Source organism: Leifsonia sp. LS1, assembly GCF_020521355.1.
In the GTDB taxonomy this organism is placed as follows: Bacteria; Actinomycetota; Actinomycetes; order Actinomycetales; family Microbacteriaceae; genus Leifsonia.
Window position 1 is genome coordinate 62,415 of the sequence record NZ_BPER01000011.1, and the last position, 15,273, is coordinate 77,687.

Below are 15,273 nucleotides of genomic sequence, written 5' to 3' on the forward strand. Positions count from 1 at the left end.
TGGACGGGTGACCGACCAGCAGCTCTCCCCGGCCGAGCGCTACGCCGCTTCGCGCCAGCGCGCCAGCCAGCCGCTCATCGAGACGTTCCGCGGCGGCCTGCGGTTCGACCTCGACCCGTTCCAGCGGGAGGCGTGCGCCAGCCTGGAGGCCGGGCGCAGCGTGCTCGTCGCGGCGCCGACCGGCGCGGGTAAGACGATCGTCGCCGAGTTCGCCGTGTTCCTGGCGATGCGGGAGGCCAACGCGAAGGTCTTCTACACGACGCCGATGAAGGCGCTCAGCAACCAGAAGTTCCAGGAGTTCGTCGACGTGTACGGGCCCGAGTCCGTCGGCCTGCTCACGGGCGACACCAATGTCAACTCGCACGCGCGCATCGTCGTGATGACGACCGAAGTGCTGCGCAACATGCTGTACGCCGACTCCGACCTCCTGACCGACCTCGCGTACGTGGTCATGGACGAGGTGCACTACCTCGCGGACCGCTTCCGCGGCGCCGTCTGGGAGGAGGTCATCATCCACTTGCCGTCCGAAGTGCGGATGGTGTCGCTCAGCGCCACGGTGTCGAACGCCGAGGAGTTCGGCGACTGGCTGCAGGCCGTGCGCGGCCAGACCGACGTGATCGTGTCGGAGGAGCGGCCGGTCCCGCTCGAACAGCACATCCTGATGCGGTCGAAGCTGATCGACCTGTTCGACTCGTCGGGGCTCGCGACCACCAACCGGGTGAACCCGGAGCTGGTGCAGATGGCGCGCTACGGCGGCCGCGCGCTCAGCAGCAGGCAGATGCGCGACGTGGGTCGCTCCCACTCGAAGGGCGGCCGGCCGGACTCGTTCCGGATGGACCGTGCCGCGTTCGTGGAGCTGCTGCGGGAGCGCAACCTCCTGCCCGCCATCTTCTTCATCTTCAGCCGCAACGGTTGCGACGCTGCGGTGCGTCAGACGTTGCGGACCGGCGTCCGGCTCACCGAGAAGCACGAGCGCGATGAGATCCGCGCGATCGTCGAGGAGCGCTGCCGCACACTGCTCGACGAGGACCTCGCCGTGCTCGGCTACTGGGAGTGGCTGGAAGGCCTGGAGCGCGGGGTCGCCGCGCACCACGCCGGCATGCTTCCGGCGTTCAAGGAGGTCGTCGAGGAGCTCTTCCGGCGCAAGCTGGTCAAGGTGGTCTTCGCCACCGAGACCCTCGCGCTCGGCATCAACATGCCCGCCCGGACGGTGGTGCTGGAGAAGCTGGAGAAGTTCAACGGCGAGGCGCGTGTGCCCATCACGCCGGGGGAGTACACCCAGCTCACCGGGCGGGCCGGTCGTCGCGGCATCGATGTGGAGGGGCACTCTGTCATCCAGTGGGAGGACGGGCTCGATCCGCAGTCCGTGGCCTCGCTGGCCTCCCGGCGCAGCTATCCGCTGAACTCGAGCTTCCGGCCGACCTACAACATGGCCGTGAACCTCATCGACCAGTTCGGCCGGGTGCGCACACGCGAGATCCTCGAGTCGTCGTTCGCCCAGTTCCAGGCGGACCGCGCCGTGGTCGACCTGGCGCGGAAGGTGCGCCAGCAGGAGGAGTCCCTCGCCGGGTACGAGGAGGCCATGACCTGCCACCTGGGCGACTTCCGCGAGTACTCGCGCATCCGCCGTGAGCTGACCGACCTGGAGCGCAAGGGCGCGAAGATGGACAACGCGTCGCGTGCCGACCGCGACAAGCGGCAACGGCAGCTGGCGGCGCTGCGCAAGCGGATGAAGGACCACCCCTGCCACCGGTGCCCGGATCGGGAGAAGCACGCGCGCTGGGCGGAGCGGTGGTGGACGCTCAAGCGCGAGACCGACCGGCTGAGCGCGCAGATCCAGTCGCGCACGGGCGCTGTCGCGAAGGTGTTCGACCGGGTCTCGGACGTGCTGCTGGAACTCGGGTACCTCGTCGACGAGGACGGGACGACTGCTCTCACCGTGCACGGGCGGACGTTGAAGCGCATCTACGGCGAACGCGACCTCCTGGTCGCGGAGTGCCTGCGCCGCGGAGCGTGGAAGGAGCTCGACGCGCCGAGCCTGGCCGCGATGGCCTGCGCGCTCGTCTTCGAACCGCGCCGTGACGAGGGCCTCGCGCACGAGCGGTCGCTGCCGCGCGGCGCCTTCCGGCCGGCCCTCGACCGCACGATCGACCTGTGGAGCCGACTGGACGACCTGGAGCGCGAGAACCGGCTCTCGGGCAGCGAACCTCCCTCGACAGCGCTCTCCCTCGCGATGCACCAGTGGGCCCGCGGCGCCGCACTGGATGCCGTGCTGCGGGAGGCGGATATGGCCGCCGGTGACTTCGTGCGGTGGACCAAGCAGACGATCGACCTGCTCGACCAGCTCTCGCTCGTCGCTCCCGGAAATGTCGGCCGCACGGCGCGGCAGGCGCTCGACGCGATCCGCCGGGGCATCGTCGCGTACTCCGCTGTTGCCTGAGCGGGGCGCCGAGCCGGATGCCTTAGGCTCTCCCTTCGTGACCCGATCGCCGCGCGCCCCGTTCCCGCTCTGGCTCGCGATCCTCCTGGCGGTGGCCGCCGGGCCGGTGCTCGACGCCGGCTTTCCGGACAAGGACTGGTGGCCGCTTACCTTCGTCGGCATCGCGATGGTGCTGCTCGCGCAGCGCGGGCGCCGGGCCGGCTCCGCCTTCCTCGTCGGCTGGCTGGCAGGGGAGTCGTTCTATCTGGTCCATGTGGCGTGGACCGCGCTCTACCTCGGGCCGGTCCCGTGGGTCGCGCTGTCGACCCTGGAAGCGCTGTTCTGGGGCGTCGGGGGCGTCCTGATCACCCTGGCCTACCGCTGGGTGCCGCGCGCGTGGCCGGGGGTCGGCGGCCGCCTCGGGCTCGTGCCCGTGATCGTGTCGGGACTGTGGGTGCTGCGCGAGTACGTGACCGGCACCTGGCCGTACGGCGGGTTCTCCTGGGGGAGGGTGGCCGAGTCCCAGTCGGAGAGCCCGTTCGCGCCGCTCGCCGCGTGGCTCGGCATCTCCGGCCTGAGCTTCCTGATGGTGTGGCTGATGGCGCTCCTGATCGAGCTGACGTTCGCGATCGACCTGCGGACGACGCCGCGGGCACTCGTCGCCGGCGCCGCGGTGGTGCTCGTCCTCGCCATTCCGTCATGGCCCACGCCGACGCACGGGACGACGCGTATCGCGGCCGTGCAGGGCAACGGTCCGGCCGGCTACTTCGACGACGCTCCGGTCGGGGCGGTGCTCGACGCGCAGGTCGCCGAGACGCTGAAGATCGCGGACCAGAAGGCCGACATCGTCGTGTGGCCGGAAGGGGCGGCGCTGCCCGATCCCACACGCGATCCGTCGTCGGCCGCGATCCTCGACGCGCTCAGCCGGAGGATGGATGCGACCTTCGTCGTGGGCACCATCACCTACCGCGACGGCAAATACTTCAACACCTCCCTGCAGTGGGAGGCGGGCAAAGGGGCGGTCGACTACTACGACAAGAAGCATCCGGTCCCGTTCGGCGAGTACGTGCCCGATCGCGCGTTCTGGCGGCCGTTCGCGCCCAGCCTGATCGACTTGATCGGTCGCGACTACACGCCGGGCACGCGCGACAACGTGTTCGATCTCGGAGGTGTTCGCGCCGGCATCTCGATCTGCTTCGACATCGTCGACGACCAGCTCCTCACCGACATGATGCAGGGTGGCGCTCAGGTCATCCTGGCGCAGACGAACAACGCCGACTTCGGTCAGACGGACGAGAACCAGCAGCAGCTGGCGATCGCACGTCTGCGCGCGATCGAGTCGGGCCGCGCGCTCGTGAACATCTCGACGGTCGGCAGCAGCCAGATCATCGGGCCGGACGGCCGGACGATCTCGGAGATCGCTCCGTTCAAGCCCGGCCACATGATCGCCGACGTTCCGCTCGGCACCACCACGACGCCGGCGACGCTGCTCAGCCGCGGGATCGAGTACCTCGCGGCCGGCCTGGGTCTCTTCGGGCTGCTGGTCGCCTTCGGAGCACGCAGGAACCCGTTCCCGCACGCGAAGAGGCCGCTCCCACCGGTGTGGTGAGAGCGGCCTCGAGTCGTAGCCGGGGGTCAGGCGCTGTGCTTGCGCTCCCCGGTGCCGCGGCGCGCCCGCAGGTACTGCAGACGCTCCTCCAGCAGCTCCTCCAGCTCGTCGCGGGTGCGGCGCTCCAGGAGCATGTCCCAGTGACTGCGCGGCGCCTTGACGTCGGAGTGGTCGACCTCGACAGGGGTGTCGCCGACGAGCAGCCGGGCTTCGTGCCCGCAGTGGCGGCACTCCCAGGTGTCGGGTGCCTCGGCCTCGGCCGAGAACACGGTCTCGGTCTCCTGGCCGCATTCTGTGCACAGGTAGGTGTAACGGGTGCGCGGAGAGTAGACGACGCCTTCTTCACTTTGTAAGCTCTGGGCGCCGAGCCTCATGCCGCGCAAACTGCGATCTGCCATCGTGTGGTCTCCTCTTCGCGCGAATCCTCACAGTTATAAACCGTCAAGCTGGGGATTGTCTTTCCTGTGGAGTCGATCTCTCAGGACGCTCACAGCGTCCCAGGAGACTCACAGGCCACGGGAGGCGACGAGCGCCGCCAGGACGTCGCAGCGATCGGTCACGATGCCGTCGACGCCGAGGTCGAGCAGACGTTCCATGTCCGCCACGTCGTTCACCGTCCACACGTGCACTTCGGCGCCGGCCGCGTGGACGGCGCGCACCGTGCGGGCGGTGATCACCCGCAGCGGTCCTTGCCGTTCCGGCACCTGCACGGCCACGAAGGGGTGCAGCGCCCGCCGGACCAGTGGGGTGAGTCCCGCTTTCGCGGCGAGCAGTGCGGGCGCGAACTCCGGGACCGACGGGGAGGTCGCGACGCCGGGCAGCCGTGCGGAGACGGACTCGCGCCGCCGTCGCGAGAAGCTCGTCACCAGCACGCGGTCGATCGCCCGGGTGGACCGGATGGCGTCGACGGCGGACGCGGCGGCGCGCTCGTCCTTGATGTCGAGGTTGAAGCGTGCCTCCGGGAAGGTGTCCAGCGTCTCGGCGAGCGAGGAGAACACCTGCCCGCCTCCGAGGTCGATGCGCCGGAGTTCCGACATCCGCAGATCGGCGACGCGGGCGGGCCGGCCCGCCACGCGGGTCAGGTCGGGGTCGTGGCAGACGACGGCGACCCCGTCGGCGGAGGCGTGCACGTCCGTCTCGAGGTGGGTCGCCCCCGCCGTGAGCGCCTTGAGGAACGCCAGCAGTGTGTTCTCGGGCGCCTCGATCGCGAGCCCGCGATGCGCGATGACGCGCGGGCCCGGTCCATCCAGGAAGCTCACGCCGGGGGAGCGGACGGAGCAGTGGTGCTCGACGTGGCCGCGGTGACGTCGACCTCCCGTCCGGCCGCGGCGGCAGGTGCGCCCTTCTCGCCGAACGCCTTTCCGATCCCCTTCAGCGCCTCCGTCAGCTCGCTCGGGATGATCCAGAGCTTGTTCGCCTCGCCCTCGGCCAGCTTGGGCAGCGTCTGGAGGTACTGGTAGGCGAGCAGGAGGTTGTCGGGGTTCCCCTCGTGGATGGCGCTGAAGACGGTCGTGATCGCCTGCGCCTCTCCTTCGGCACGCAGGACGGCGGCCTTGGCGTCGCCCTCCGCGCGCAGGATGGCGGCCTGACGCAGACCCTCCGCGTTGAGGATCTCGGACTGCTTCGTGCCCTCGGCGGTGAGGATGAGTGCCCGGCGGTCACGCTCGGCGCGCATCTGCTTCTCCATCGAGTCCTGGATCGAGAGCGGCGGATCGATCGCCTTCAGCTCCACCCGGGAGACGCGTATGCCCCACTTGCCGGTCGCCTCGTCGAGCACGACCCGAAGCTGACCGTTGATGTTGTCGCGGCTGGTGAGCGCCGCCTCCAGGTTGAGACCGCCGACCACGTTGCGGAGCGTGGTGGTCGTGAGCTGCTCGACGGCGCCCAGGTAGTTGGCGATCTCGTATGTCGCAGCGCGTGCATCGGTGACCTGGAAGTAGACGACCGTGTCGATCGAGACGACGAGGTTGTCCTCGGTGATGACGGGCTGTGGCGGGAACGACACGACCTGCTCGCGCATGTCGATGAGGGGGCGCACCTTGTCGACGAAGGGGACGACCACGTTCAGACCGGGCGTCAGCGTCTTGTGGTAACGGCCGAGCCGCTCGACCACGCCGGCGCGGGCCTGCGGGATGATGCGGATCGCCCGGAAGAGGGTGACCAGGACGAAGATCGCGATGATCGCGACGATCACGATCACCACGACGGTCACGACGATCTGGCTGGCATCGGTCACGACGCGCTCCTCTCGGTGATGCCGTCGGTGCCTGTGGACACCGGGGCGGGGACGACGACGGCGGTGGCGCCCTCGATGGCGACGACGACGACGTGCTCGCCGGGGACGAGTTCCGTCGCCGCGCCGGAGACGACGGGCGGGGTGGGCTGCGACAGCCGCGCCGTCCAGGTCTCGCCGACGGCGAGCTTCACCTGCCCACCGGTGCGCGAGACGGTCGAGACGACCAGGCCGCCCATCCCGATCAGCGCGGCCACGTTGCTCTTGGCCGGGTCGCCACCGCGCTTGAGCAGCCGCAGCAGCGGGGGACGGATGAAGAAGAGGAGCAGGACCGAGAGCACCGCTGCGACGATCAGCTGGCCCCACCACGGAGTTCCCACGAGGCCGGAGAGCAGACCGCCCACGCTGCCCACCGCGATCATCAGGAAGACGAAGTCGAGGGTGAGCATCTCGATGATGACGAAGATGAGGATCAGCACCAGCCAGGCGATCCAGGCGAAGGATGTGATGTCCATGGTCGGGCCCCCTTCCCAGCGCGCGTCCCGCCTCGAACCTATCAGGTGCGGGAGTGGGCGACACGAACCCACTTGGTAGTCTCAGGATGCAGTTTTCCGCACACTCTAGGAGTCTTCGTGTCCAACCCCCTCGCCCCCGGCTCGCTCGCTGGAAAGCGCGCCCTCGTCACCGGTTCGTCCCGCGGTATCGGCGCCGACACCGCGCAGTACCTCGCGGGCGCCGGCGCGAGCGTCGTGATCAACTACCGCAACAAGGAGGCGCGCGCGGTCAAGCTCGCCGACGCCCTGCGCGCCGAGGGCGCGACGGTGCTCACCGTCGGTGCGGACCTCACCGATCCGGCCTCGGTCGGCGCGATGTTCGACACCGTGGCGCAGGAGTGGGGCGGCCTCGACGTCCTCGTGCTGAACGCCTCGGGCGGCATGGAGTCGGGCATGGCCGAGGACTACGCCATGCAGCTGAACCGCGACGCGCAGGTCAACACGCTGACGGCCGCACTCCCTCTTCTGGGTGCGGGCTCGCGCGTCGTGTTCGTGACGAGCCACCAGGCGCACTTCATCCGCACCACGCCGACGATGCCCGAGTACGAGGCGGTGGCGCTGAGCAAGCGTGCGGGCGAGGACGCCCTGCGCGCCCTGCTCCCGACCCTGGAGGAGAAGGGCGTCGAGTTCGTCGTCGTCTCCGGTGACATGATCGAGGGCACCATCACGGCGACCCTGCTCAACCGGCTGAATCCGGGAGCGATCGAGGCCCGCAAGGAGGCCGCAGGCAAGCTCTACAACGTCAGCGAGTTCGCGGCAGAGGTCGCGGCGGCGACGGTCGACCCGATCCCGGCCGACCACACGCGTCTGGTGGGCGACGTCGCCAGCTTCACCCCGGTCGACGAGTAAGGAGGCGGATGTGAAGGCCGCCGACCTCGAACTGCTGACCGCCGTCTCCGCCCCGACCGTGCACCCCGGAGGCGGGCGCGCGGTCGTGTCGGTGACGCATCCCTCCCTCGCCGCCGACGCCACGGTCGGACAGCTCTGGACCATCCCGCTGGTCGGCCACGCCGCGCCCCGCCGGCTGACCCGCGGCTTCCGCGACACCGCGCCCCGCTTCTCGCCCGACGGTCGTCTTCTCGCGTTCCTGCGGTCCGCACCCGCTGCCGCGCCGCAGGTGTTCGTGGCCGACGCGGCGGGAGGTGAGCCGGTGCAGGTCACCGACCGCAGGCTCGGCGTCTCGGAGTTCGTCTGGGCACCGGACGGCCGCTCGATCGCGTTCGTCAGCCGGGTGCCCGAGCAGGGCCGTTACGGCACCGTCGAGGGGATCGACGCGGCGAGCGAGCGTCCCCGCCGCTTCGACATCCTGAACTACCGCGCGAACGGCCTCGGCTACATCACCGACCGCCGGGCGCACATCTTCCTCGTGCCGGTGCCGGACGTCTGGGCCGAGCCCGCTGTGACGCCGATCGCCGAGGCGGACGGGTCCAGCGCGCCCGCCCCGAGCGTGCCTGAAGCCGCACAGCTCACCGACGGCCCGTGGGACGACGGGTCGATCGCGTTCTCGCCGGACGGATCCACGCTGGCCTTCGTTTCGGCGCGTCACGCCTCCCGCGACGACGACCTCCGGTCGAGCGTCTTCCTGGTGCCCGTCGACGGGTCCCGCGACCCGGTCGATGCCACCGGCGCGCACGGTGATCTGTCGGTGGCCGGGGTCTCGTACGGTCTGAACGGCGCGCTGTACTTCCTGGCGCAGGAGGTGGGGGAGTCCGGTCGCGACTTCGTCGCCCGCAACGCCGCCCTCTCGGTGATCGACGTGCCGGGTGCGGCACCGCGGCGCCTCACCGATCCCGAGACGCAGGACTTCACCGAGTCGGACATCGTCGCCTATCGCGACGACTCCGTGCTGGTCCGCGACCGTCGCCGCGGCGCTCTCGTCCTCACCGAGGTCACCGCGGCGGGGGAGTCGACCCGGCTGACCGACGACACGACCGTCGTCGGCGGCGTCGGCGCGGCCGGCGAGGTCGTGGTCATGAGCATCGCGGACGCCTCGACCGCGGGCGATGCCGCCGTTCTCGGACCCGACGGCGTGCGTCGACTGACGGACTTCTCCGCTTCGCTCCGGGCCGCCGGCGTGATCGCCCCACGGGAGATCACGGTCACCGCGCGCGACGGCTACCCCGTTCACGGCTGGGTGGTGGTGCCGGAGGGCGAGGGACCGCATCCTGTGCTCCTGAACATCCACGGCGGTCCCTACGCGGCGTACACCGCAGCGCTGTTCGACGAGGCGCAGGTGTACGCCGCCGCCGGCTACGCGGTCGTGATGTCCAATCCGCGCGGCGCCGCGGGCTACGGGCAGCAGCACGGCCGTGTGATCCGGCAGCGGATGGGCACGGTCGACATGGCGGACGTGCTCGACTTCCTCGACGGCGTCGTGGAGAAGACCCCCGGCCTGGACGGTGAGCGCGTCGGCATCATGGGCGGCTCGTACGGCGGCTACCTGACGGCCTGGACGATCGCGCACGACCATCGCTTCGCCGCCGCCATCGTCGAGCGGGGCTTCCTGGACCCCGAAGCGTTCGTCGGCACCAGCGACATCGGCAGTTTCTTCGGCGACGAGTACACCGGCACAGACCCGGAACTGATCCGCTCGCAGAGCCCGCAGGCCGTCGTCGAACAGGTGCGCACCCCGACCCTGGTCATGCACTCCGCCGACGATCTGCGCTGCCCCCTCCCGCAGGCCGAGCGCTACTACGCCGCCCTCAAGCGCAACGGGGCAGAGGCCGAGCTCGTCGTGTTCCCGGGGGAGGACCACGAGCTGAGCCGCAGCGGGCGCCCCCGCCATCGCCGCGACCGGTTCGACATCATCCTGGACTGGTGGGCCGAGCGCCTGCCCTCCGTGCACAACCACTCGTAGCGCACGGCGGGCTCCGCGGATGACGACGGCCCCACCTCCACGGAGGCGGGGCCGTCATCATCGGGGCCGTCGGCGCCCGGGGTCGGTCACTTCGCTGCCGCGAGCACGTCCCGGCCGAAGGTGAAGGCGCGCACGATCCCGATCGCGCCGAGCACGATCAGCGCGATCGCGGCGAACAGGAGCAGGAAAGCCGCGGACGACGCCGGAAGCACCAGCACCACGATGCCGGCGAGGATGCTGAGGATGCCGAAAGCGATCGCCCAGCCCGAGTTGGGAGTGCGGCCCGACTCGGCCAGCGCCATGACGCCCTCGATGATCCAGCCGACGCCGACGAACGCGATCGCGAAGATCACGAGTACGGTCGCCGCGGTGGAGACGTTCTTCACGGCGACGACGCCCGCGACCACGAGCAGAACGCCGAGGAGGATGCTCAGCGTGCGCAGGCCGCCGCTGATGCCCGTGCTGAAGATTCCGATGCCGATGCGCATGATGCCTGCGACGAGGAAGTAGATGCCGAGGAAGATCGCGACCACCTCGATGGTCTTGACCGGCCAGAACAGCAGCACGACACCGAGGATCACAGCGACGGCGCCGCTGATCCCGAGCGTCGCACGGATGCCGTTGATCGCGGAGCGGGTGAGGTTCTTCGCGTCGAGCGAGAAATCGTGCAGGACGGCGTCGACGGGATCGGTGGTGGACATCGGTTAACCCTTTCGATGGATGGCGCGGGGGATGCGTTCCAGCCCTGACACTAGCGCTCCGCGGCGTGCGGCCGAAGGCTTCCGTCCGTCGGCGTGTCCTGCGTGGGCCAGCGGGTTCGATGGACCCTGCGGAGAATCAGGCGATCGCTCGAGCGACGTCCACGTTCCCGGGCACGTCCGCCGTCCGCGCCGGAGGTCACGTCTCCTGTGTCCGGCCGAGTTGCGCGGGCTCTCCCGTGCGCTCGAGGATCGTCTCCTCCGCGACTTCCCGCCGTCGCCCGCGGCGGTCGACGCCGAAGAGGTAGGCGGCGTCCAGGACGCCGACGGTATTGGTCAGCAGGAGGGCGGTGAACCACGGCTTGCTGCCGTTGCGCGCAGCACGCCACATCGACGCGCCCTTCCAGGCCAGGCTCCAGGCCACCGCCGCGACGACGAGTGCACGACCCGATGGAGTGAGATCGTGCAGAGGGTGTCGCGCTCTGCCGTGATTGCTGTTCATGCGCCCATCCGACCCGAGCGGCGGACGAATGCGAAGAGTCGAAGGTCCCGACTTCCGGCGTCCAAGCCGGACAGCCCGGGGGACCAAAGGCCCGCGGGCGTGTGCATCACCGTGGATAGCATCGCGTGAGCACCGCTCGTCGCCCGGCGTCCACGTCGGATGTCGCGGTGCGGCCCACGGGCGCGGGTCGTCCCGGGGCACGGTCCGGAGACAAGGGAGCAGCCATGAGTGACGGGCGCACGATCGTCGGGTTCGAGGGGTCTCCGTCGTCGTGGCGAGCACTCGACTGGGCGCTTGACCGGGTCGCGGTGCGGGGCGGACGACTCGAGATCCTCCGCGCGGTGGACCGCACCATCGGTGAGGAGATGCTGGGACGCGACGCCGACATCGTCGGACGCGTCGAAGACGACCTGCGGCTCGCCGAGCGTCACGCGCGGGCGCTTGCGCCCGAGGCGCTGATCGACGCGCGGTGGGTGGACGGGCCGGCGGAACGCGCTCTGATCGCCGCGTCCCGGGATGCGTCCCTGCTCGTCGTCGGCACCGATCGGGGCCCAGGCGGTGAGGGGTCGCGCATCGGCTCCCTGCCGCTGAGGCTTGCCGCAGCGGCGGACTGCGTCGTGGCCGTGATCCCCGACGCTCCACGAGCGGAGCGATCGGTCGTCGTCGTGGGGATCGACGACTCGGCACGTGCTCGATCGGCGCTCGCGTTGGCCGTGACGGAGGCGAGTTGGACCGGGGCGACCGTCGAGGCGGTGCACGCATGGGACGTTCCGGAGGCGTTCGCCCGGTCTCTCGCGCCGGGCGACGACCTGGACCCGGCCGTCGTCGAGCGTGAGCGTCACGTGGTGCGGGACGTCATCGACGACGTCCCGCTCGCGCGGTCCGTCGCGATCGAGGAGGTGGTCGTGCGACAGAACCCCGCTGAGGCGCTCGTGGAGCGTGGTGCGGGCGCGGTGGCGCTCGTCGTCGGCACGCGAGGCCGCGGACGGTTCGCTGCGGCGGTCCTCGGATCGGTCAGCCATGACGTCCTCGTGGACATCCCGTGCCCGGTCCTGGTCACACCTCGCGAGTACGCCTTCGTCGTCCCGGACGAAACGGCAGCGGGGAATGTGCCGTCGGGGCACGACAACACCGATCGACGATGAGAGACACGAAAGAGGCAGCAGGCATGAGCGACAACACAGTCGTCGGCTGGGACGGCTCACCGGAGGCGGACCTGGCACTGACGTGGGCAGTGGCCCGCGCCGAAGCAGAGCAGGACGGCATCCTCCTCATCGACATCGAAGACACGGAGACAGCGGCGCCCGGACGCGTGGTCACTCCTCAGATGGTCGGCGAGCGCCATGTCGCCGCGGACGCCGAGGCGAAGCGGGTGATGGCGGAGCACCGGGGTCTGCGCATCAGCACCCATGTCCTGGCGGGAGACCGCGTGGCGGAGCTTCGGCGATTCACCCGCCCCGACACGCTCACGGTGGTCGGCACCGGCAGGCGCACGCGACCGCACTCGCGGTACCGATGGTCCATCGGCGCTCGTCTGGCCGCCGTCGCGGACGGAGCGGTCGCCGTCGTGCCAGGACTGCCCGCGGAGGATCGCTCTGCCGTCGTGGTCGGTGTCGACGGTTCTGATGTGTCGATGAAGGCGGCACGTTTCGCCGCACGGGAGGCCCGTCGGTTGCGCGGAGAGCTCCGTCTCGTGCACGCGTGGGCGGAGCCGGTCGTGGCGTCGCGACCGCTGGGGATCGATCCGCAGTTCCTCGACGATGTCCGCGAGGAGAACAGGCGGCTGCTCGAGTCGGCCGCCCGCACGATCAGAGGAGCCAACCCCGACCTCGTGGTGTCGGCGTCGCTCGTCCACGGCGCCCCCCACGACGCCCTTGCGGAGTCGCTCGACGACGCCTGCCTGCTTGTCGTGGGCACCGAGCAGACGCACGGGATCGAGCGCCTCCTGCTCGGGTCGGTGAGCCACGCCATGATCCTCGACATCACGGTGCCGACCATCGTGGTGTCGCCGGGCGCGCTCGTCTGACGAGGTCCTAGGCGCCGGTCAGCGTCTGCGGGCCGACCACGATGGTCGGCGCGCTGATGTCGAGCACCAGCCCGTGCGAGACGGATCCGAGCCACGCGCGCTTCCAGCCGGTGAGCTGACGGCTGCCCACGACGAGCAGCGCGGCGGCGGCGGCGCGGCTGCGCAACCCGGAGATCGGATTGGAACGGAGCAGCACCGGCTCGACCCGAAGGGACGGATGACGCAGCCGGACGACCCGGACGTGATCGTCCAGCAGTTCCTGATGCGCCGTCTGTTGCGCGTCCACGAAATCGTCGTCGGGAACGATCAACGGCTCGCCGGCGAGAGGCTCCTGCCAACAGTGGACGACGGTTAGGCGCATACGGGCGGCAGCGGCCTCCCGAGCGGCGTAGTGCAGCGCGCGACGTCCGGTGTCGGACCCGTCGACGCCGACCACGACCTCTGTCGATGTGCGACCCTCGGGGGACTCGTCGACCGGCACGATGGCGACCGGTCCGTCGGCGGATGCTGCCAGCCGAGCCCCCATCGACCAGCCGTAGCGCCCGCGCGGACCGACTCGGCGGTGCGTCCCGACGACGACGAGGGTGCCCGGACGCGTCTGCTCGGAAAGGACGTCCTCGGGATCACCGACGAGCAGGGTGCTCCCGGCGACGACGCCGGGGTGTGCGGAGGTCAACTCGCCGACTCGATCCGCGAGGCGGCGCTCCTCCTCGACCGTCGCCCGCTGCAGCGCGGACCTGTCGCCTGCGAAGAGGCCCCGATCGAGCACATCGACGATCTCGATGTCGGCACCCGTGTTCTCCCAGCGCCGGACCGCCCACCGGCCGGCGGCGTCGGCGGGCTCCGACCCGTCCCAGCAGAGGACGGTACGACCGAGGACGCTCATCTCCGCACCGCCGTCTGCGAGTGCAGCGCCTCACCGACCGCACGCCCCCAGTCGCGGGCACGAGCGATCTCACCCCGAGCGAGCGCGCTCTGCTTGTCGACCACGAAACTCGCGCGGTCGGCGAGCTTTCGCGCGCCCGTCTTGTGCAGCCGACGTTCGAGGATCGCTGCCGCGGAGCCGGTGAACAGTTCGGTCATGTCCGCGCGGGTGTCGAACGCGGCGTACAGATCGGGGAGGTCGCCGCAACTCTCGAGCCACTCTCGTACGCCGATGCCCTCGGCGTCGGGTTCCAGGGTCAGAGCGCGGCGCCGATCGTCCGCCCAGCGGCCGGCTTCCGCACGCGTGGCCGGGCGGCTCATCCCGTGCGCGTGCGTGGGTGCGCCGAGCACGATCAGGTCGCAGTCGGGGAAGGATTCCGGTGCCTCACGGACGGGCAGCACACGGACATCGGCGGATTCGCGCAGACCGTCTGCGATCGCTTCGGCGATCAGGCGGGTGCTTCCGAACATCGATTCGTACACGACGACCGCGCGTGCGGTCTCTGGAGTCTCGCTCATGCGTTCAGCCTCTCCGGCCGGGACGAGGGCGAACAGAGTCGAAGGTCACGTGGTGCGGGACCTTCGACTCTGGTGCCCCCCCGAGCGCGGGTGAGAGTCTCGGTGCAGACGAGAGGAGCGGCGAATGCTCACCGAGACCGACACCGCGCTGAAGGAGCCGGTGACCGTTGTGCTGGAGGCCCGCGTGCCCGTTCGGCTGGACTGGAACGGCGAGCGCTACTACGTCGACGCACCACCCGAGCCGCGCGGGCGGGTCGTCGTGACACCGGAGGGACGACGACCCGACCCCGCGCAGGTGACCGGATGGCGCATCGTCGCTTCGTCCCCCCGTGGAGAGTCGCATGTGTTCGACGTGCGCAGTTGCGGCGCCGCGCGATGGTGGCTCACGGGTCTCGACGACCTGCACGAACAGCACAGAGTGGCCGCAGCGGCCGGGCGACGATGACGATCCCGGAGCCGTCGGAGGCGGCGGGGAGGAGCACGACGCCCGGCGACGGCGGGCCGGCCGTCGCACCCATCGTGGTCGGCGTGGACGCGTCGGACTCCTCGATCGCCGCGCTGCGACGGGCGGTCGACATGGGACGGGCCGCCGCGCGCCCGGTCGTCGCGATCACGGCATGGGCCCTTCCGCCTGTCTTCCACGGCTATTACCCGACCGAGTGGTCACCGGAGGGGGACGCCGAGATCGTCTCGAGCGATGCCGTCGAAAGGGCCTTCGGGGCGCGGCCTCCGGACATCCTCGTCCGCCAATTGCGCGAGGGGGCACCGGCGCAGGTCCTCATCGATGCCAGCAAGGAGGCCTACATGCTGGTGGTGGGCAGTCGCGGGCACGGTGGCGTCGCCGGGCTGCTTCTGGGGTCGGTGAGCGCAGCCTGCGCGGAACGGGCGCACTGCCCGGTGCTGATCATGCACGGCGCCGAGCCGGTCTGACG

The 15,273-nt window shown here is 70.5% G+C and carries 16 protein-coding genes; 8 read left to right on the top strand and 8 right to left on the bottom strand.

Going from position 1 to position 15,273, the window contains the following annotated elements:
* Positions 1 to 7: 7 nt before the first annotated feature.
* Both LLS1_RS17145 and lnt read left to right on the top strand, forming a co-directional pair.
* Entirely contained in the window at positions 8 to 2,440 is a 2,433-nt protein-coding gene (locus tag LLS1_RS17145) for an RNA helicase (protein WP_226657437.1), read from the top strand.
* A 37-nt stretch (positions 2,441 to 2,477) separates the two neighbouring features.
* Positions 2,478 to 4,028 (top strand): apolipoprotein N-acyltransferase, encoded by a 1,551-nt coding sequence (gene lnt / locus LLS1_RS17150; RefSeq protein ID WP_226657438.1) that lies wholly within the window; start codon positions 2,478 to 2,480, stop codon positions 4,026 to 4,028.
* 26 nt (positions 4,029 to 4,054) lie between these two features.
* On the opposite strand, the gene LLS1_RS17155 is transcribed toward lnt, so the two are convergent.
* From LLS1_RS17155 to LLS1_RS17170, 4 genes are all read right to left on the bottom strand, one after another.
* Positions 4,055 to 4,426 (bottom strand): RNA polymerase-binding protein RbpA, encoded by a 372-nt coding sequence (locus tag LLS1_RS17155; protein ID WP_226657440.1) that lies wholly within the window; start codon positions 4,424 to 4,426, stop codon positions 4,055 to 4,057.
* Positions 4,427 to 4,534: 108 nt separating this feature from the next.
* A complete protein-coding gene (locus LLS1_RS17160) occupies positions 4,535 to 5,287 on the bottom strand; it encodes a glycerophosphodiester phosphodiesterase (protein ID WP_223356454.1) in 753 nt (250 codons plus the stop codon).
* The gene (locus tag LLS1_RS17165) at positions 5,284 to 6,264 is read right to left on the bottom strand and encodes an SPFH domain-containing protein (protein WP_226657441.1); all 981 of its coding nucleotides are present in this window, start codon (positions 6,262 to 6,264) and stop codon (positions 5,284 to 5,286) included. The genes LLS1_RS17160 and LLS1_RS17165 overlap by 4 nt, the downstream gene beginning before the upstream one ends.
* A complete protein-coding gene (locus tag LLS1_RS17170; RefSeq protein ID WP_226657443.1) occupies positions 6,261 to 6,776 on the bottom strand; it encodes an NfeD family protein in 516 nt (171 codons plus the stop codon). The genes LLS1_RS17165 and LLS1_RS17170 overlap by 4 nt, the downstream gene beginning before the upstream one ends.
* Positions 6,777 to 6,893: 117 nt before the next feature.
* Here LLS1_RS17170 and LLS1_RS17175 point away from each other — a divergent pair, with 117 nt between their 5' ends.
* Positions 6,894 to 7,664, top strand: a complete 771-nt coding sequence (locus LLS1_RS17175; RefSeq protein ID WP_226657444.1) for an SDR family oxidoreductase — start codon at positions 6,894 to 6,896, stop codon at positions 7,662 to 7,664.
* A 10-nt stretch (positions 7,665 to 7,674) separates the two neighbouring features.
* The gene (locus LLS1_RS17180; protein WP_226657446.1) at positions 7,675 to 9,672 is read left to right on the top strand and encodes a S9 family peptidase; all 1,998 of its coding nucleotides are present in this window, start codon (positions 7,675 to 7,677) and stop codon (positions 9,670 to 9,672) included.
* A gap of 86 nt (positions 9,673 to 9,758) precedes the next feature.
* On the opposite strand, the gene LLS1_RS17185 is transcribed toward LLS1_RS17180, so the two are convergent.
* Together LLS1_RS17185 and LLS1_RS17190 are read right to left on the bottom strand one after the other, a co-directional pair.
* Positions 9,759 to 10,373 carry an HdeD family acid-resistance protein gene (locus LLS1_RS17185; protein WP_223356444.1) on the bottom strand — a complete coding sequence of 205 codons (615 nt, stop codon included), beginning with the start codon at positions 10,371 to 10,373 and terminating at the stop codon, positions 9,759 to 9,761.
* Positions 10,374 to 10,569: 196 nt separating this feature from the next.
* The gene (locus LLS1_RS17190; RefSeq protein ID WP_226657448.1) at positions 10,570 to 10,872 is read right to left on the bottom strand and encodes a DUF5652 family protein; all 303 of its coding nucleotides are present in this window, start codon (positions 10,870 to 10,872) and stop codon (positions 10,570 to 10,572) included.
* A 224-nt stretch (positions 10,873 to 11,096) separates the two neighbouring features.
* On the opposite strand from LLS1_RS17190, the gene LLS1_RS17195 reads away from it, so the two are divergent.
* Both LLS1_RS17195 and LLS1_RS17200 read left to right on the top strand, forming a co-directional pair.
* Positions 11,097 to 12,017 carry a universal stress protein gene (locus LLS1_RS17195; protein WP_226657450.1) on the top strand — a complete coding sequence of 307 codons (921 nt, stop codon included), beginning with the start codon at positions 11,097 to 11,099 and terminating at the stop codon, positions 12,015 to 12,017.
* A 23-nt stretch (positions 12,018 to 12,040) separates the two neighbouring features.
* Positions 12,041 to 12,898, top strand: coding sequence for a universal stress protein (locus LLS1_RS17200; protein WP_226657451.1), 858 nt, complete (start codon positions 12,041 to 12,043; stop codon positions 12,896 to 12,898).
* 7 nt (positions 12,899 to 12,905) lie between these two features.
* Here the strand turns inward: LLS1_RS17200 and LLS1_RS17205 are convergent, their stop codons facing one another.
* Together LLS1_RS17205 and LLS1_RS17210 are read right to left on the bottom strand one after the other, a co-directional pair.
* On the bottom strand, positions 12,906 to 13,784 hold the full coding sequence (locus LLS1_RS17205; protein ID WP_226657453.1) for a universal stress protein: 879 nt from the start codon (positions 13,782 to 13,784) through the stop codon (positions 12,906 to 12,908).
* On the bottom strand, positions 13,781 to 14,341 hold the full coding sequence (locus LLS1_RS17210) for a flavodoxin domain-containing protein (RefSeq protein ID WP_226657455.1): 561 nt from the start codon (positions 14,339 to 14,341) through the stop codon (positions 13,781 to 13,783). The genes LLS1_RS17205 and LLS1_RS17210 overlap by 4 nt, the downstream gene beginning before the upstream one ends.
* 124 nt (positions 14,342 to 14,465) lie before the next feature.
* On the opposite strand from LLS1_RS17210, the gene LLS1_RS17215 reads away from it, so the two are divergent.
* Both LLS1_RS17215 and LLS1_RS17220 read left to right on the top strand, forming a co-directional pair.
* Complete coding sequence (locus LLS1_RS17215; RefSeq protein WP_226657457.1) at positions 14,466 to 14,786, top strand: hypothetical protein; 321 nt, start codon at positions 14,466 to 14,468, stop codon at positions 14,784 to 14,786.
* Positions 14,783 to 15,271 carry a universal stress protein gene (locus tag LLS1_RS17220; protein WP_226657458.1) on the top strand — a complete coding sequence of 163 codons (489 nt, stop codon included), beginning with the start codon at positions 14,783 to 14,785 and terminating at the stop codon, positions 15,269 to 15,271. Before LLS1_RS17215 ends, LLS1_RS17220 begins: the two co-directional genes overlap by 4 nt.
* Positions 15,272 to 15,273 lie beyond the last annotated feature (2 nt).

What these genes read in the sequence shown, in the direction of transcription:
- LLS1_RS17155 (WP_226657440.1), bottom strand. Translation starts at nt 4,426, where the DNA reads ATGGCAGATCGCAGTTTGCGCGGCATGAGGCTCGGCGCCCAGAGCTTA.
- LLS1_RS17170 (WP_226657443.1), bottom strand. Translation starts at nt 6,776, where the DNA reads ATGGACATCACATCCTTCGCCTGGATCGCCTGGCTGGTGCTGATCCTC.
- LLS1_RS17185 (WP_223356444.1), bottom strand. Translation starts at nt 10,373, where the DNA reads ATGTCCACCACCGATCCCGTCGACGCCGTCCTGCACGATTTCTCGCTC.
- LLS1_RS17190 (WP_226657448.1), bottom strand. Translation starts at nt 10,872, where the DNA reads ATGAACAGCAATCACGGCAGAGCGCGACACCCTCTGCACGATCTCACT.
- LLS1_RS17195 (WP_226657450.1), top strand. Translation starts at nt 11,097, where the DNA reads ATGAGTGACGGGCGCACGATCGTCGGGTTCGAGGGGTCTCCGTCGTCG.
- LLS1_RS17200 (WP_226657451.1), top strand. Translation starts at nt 12,041, where the DNA reads ATGAGCGACAACACAGTCGTCGGCTGGGACGGCTCACCGGAGGCGGAC.
- LLS1_RS17205 (WP_226657453.1), bottom strand. Translation starts at nt 13,784, where the DNA reads ATGAGCGTCCTCGGTCGTACCGTCCTCTGCTGGGACGGGTCGGAGCCC.
- LLS1_RS17210 (WP_226657455.1), bottom strand. Translation starts at nt 14,341, where the DNA reads ATGAGCGAGACTCCAGAGACCGCACGCGCGGTCGTCGTGTACGAATCG.
- LLS1_RS17215 (WP_226657457.1), top strand. Translation starts at nt 14,466, where the DNA reads ATGCTCACCGAGACCGACACCGCGCTGAAGGAGCCGGTGACCGTTGTG.
- LLS1_RS17220 (WP_226657458.1), top strand. Translation starts at nt 14,783, where the DNA reads ATGACGATCCCGGAGCCGTCGGAGGCGGCGGGGAGGAGCACGACGCCC.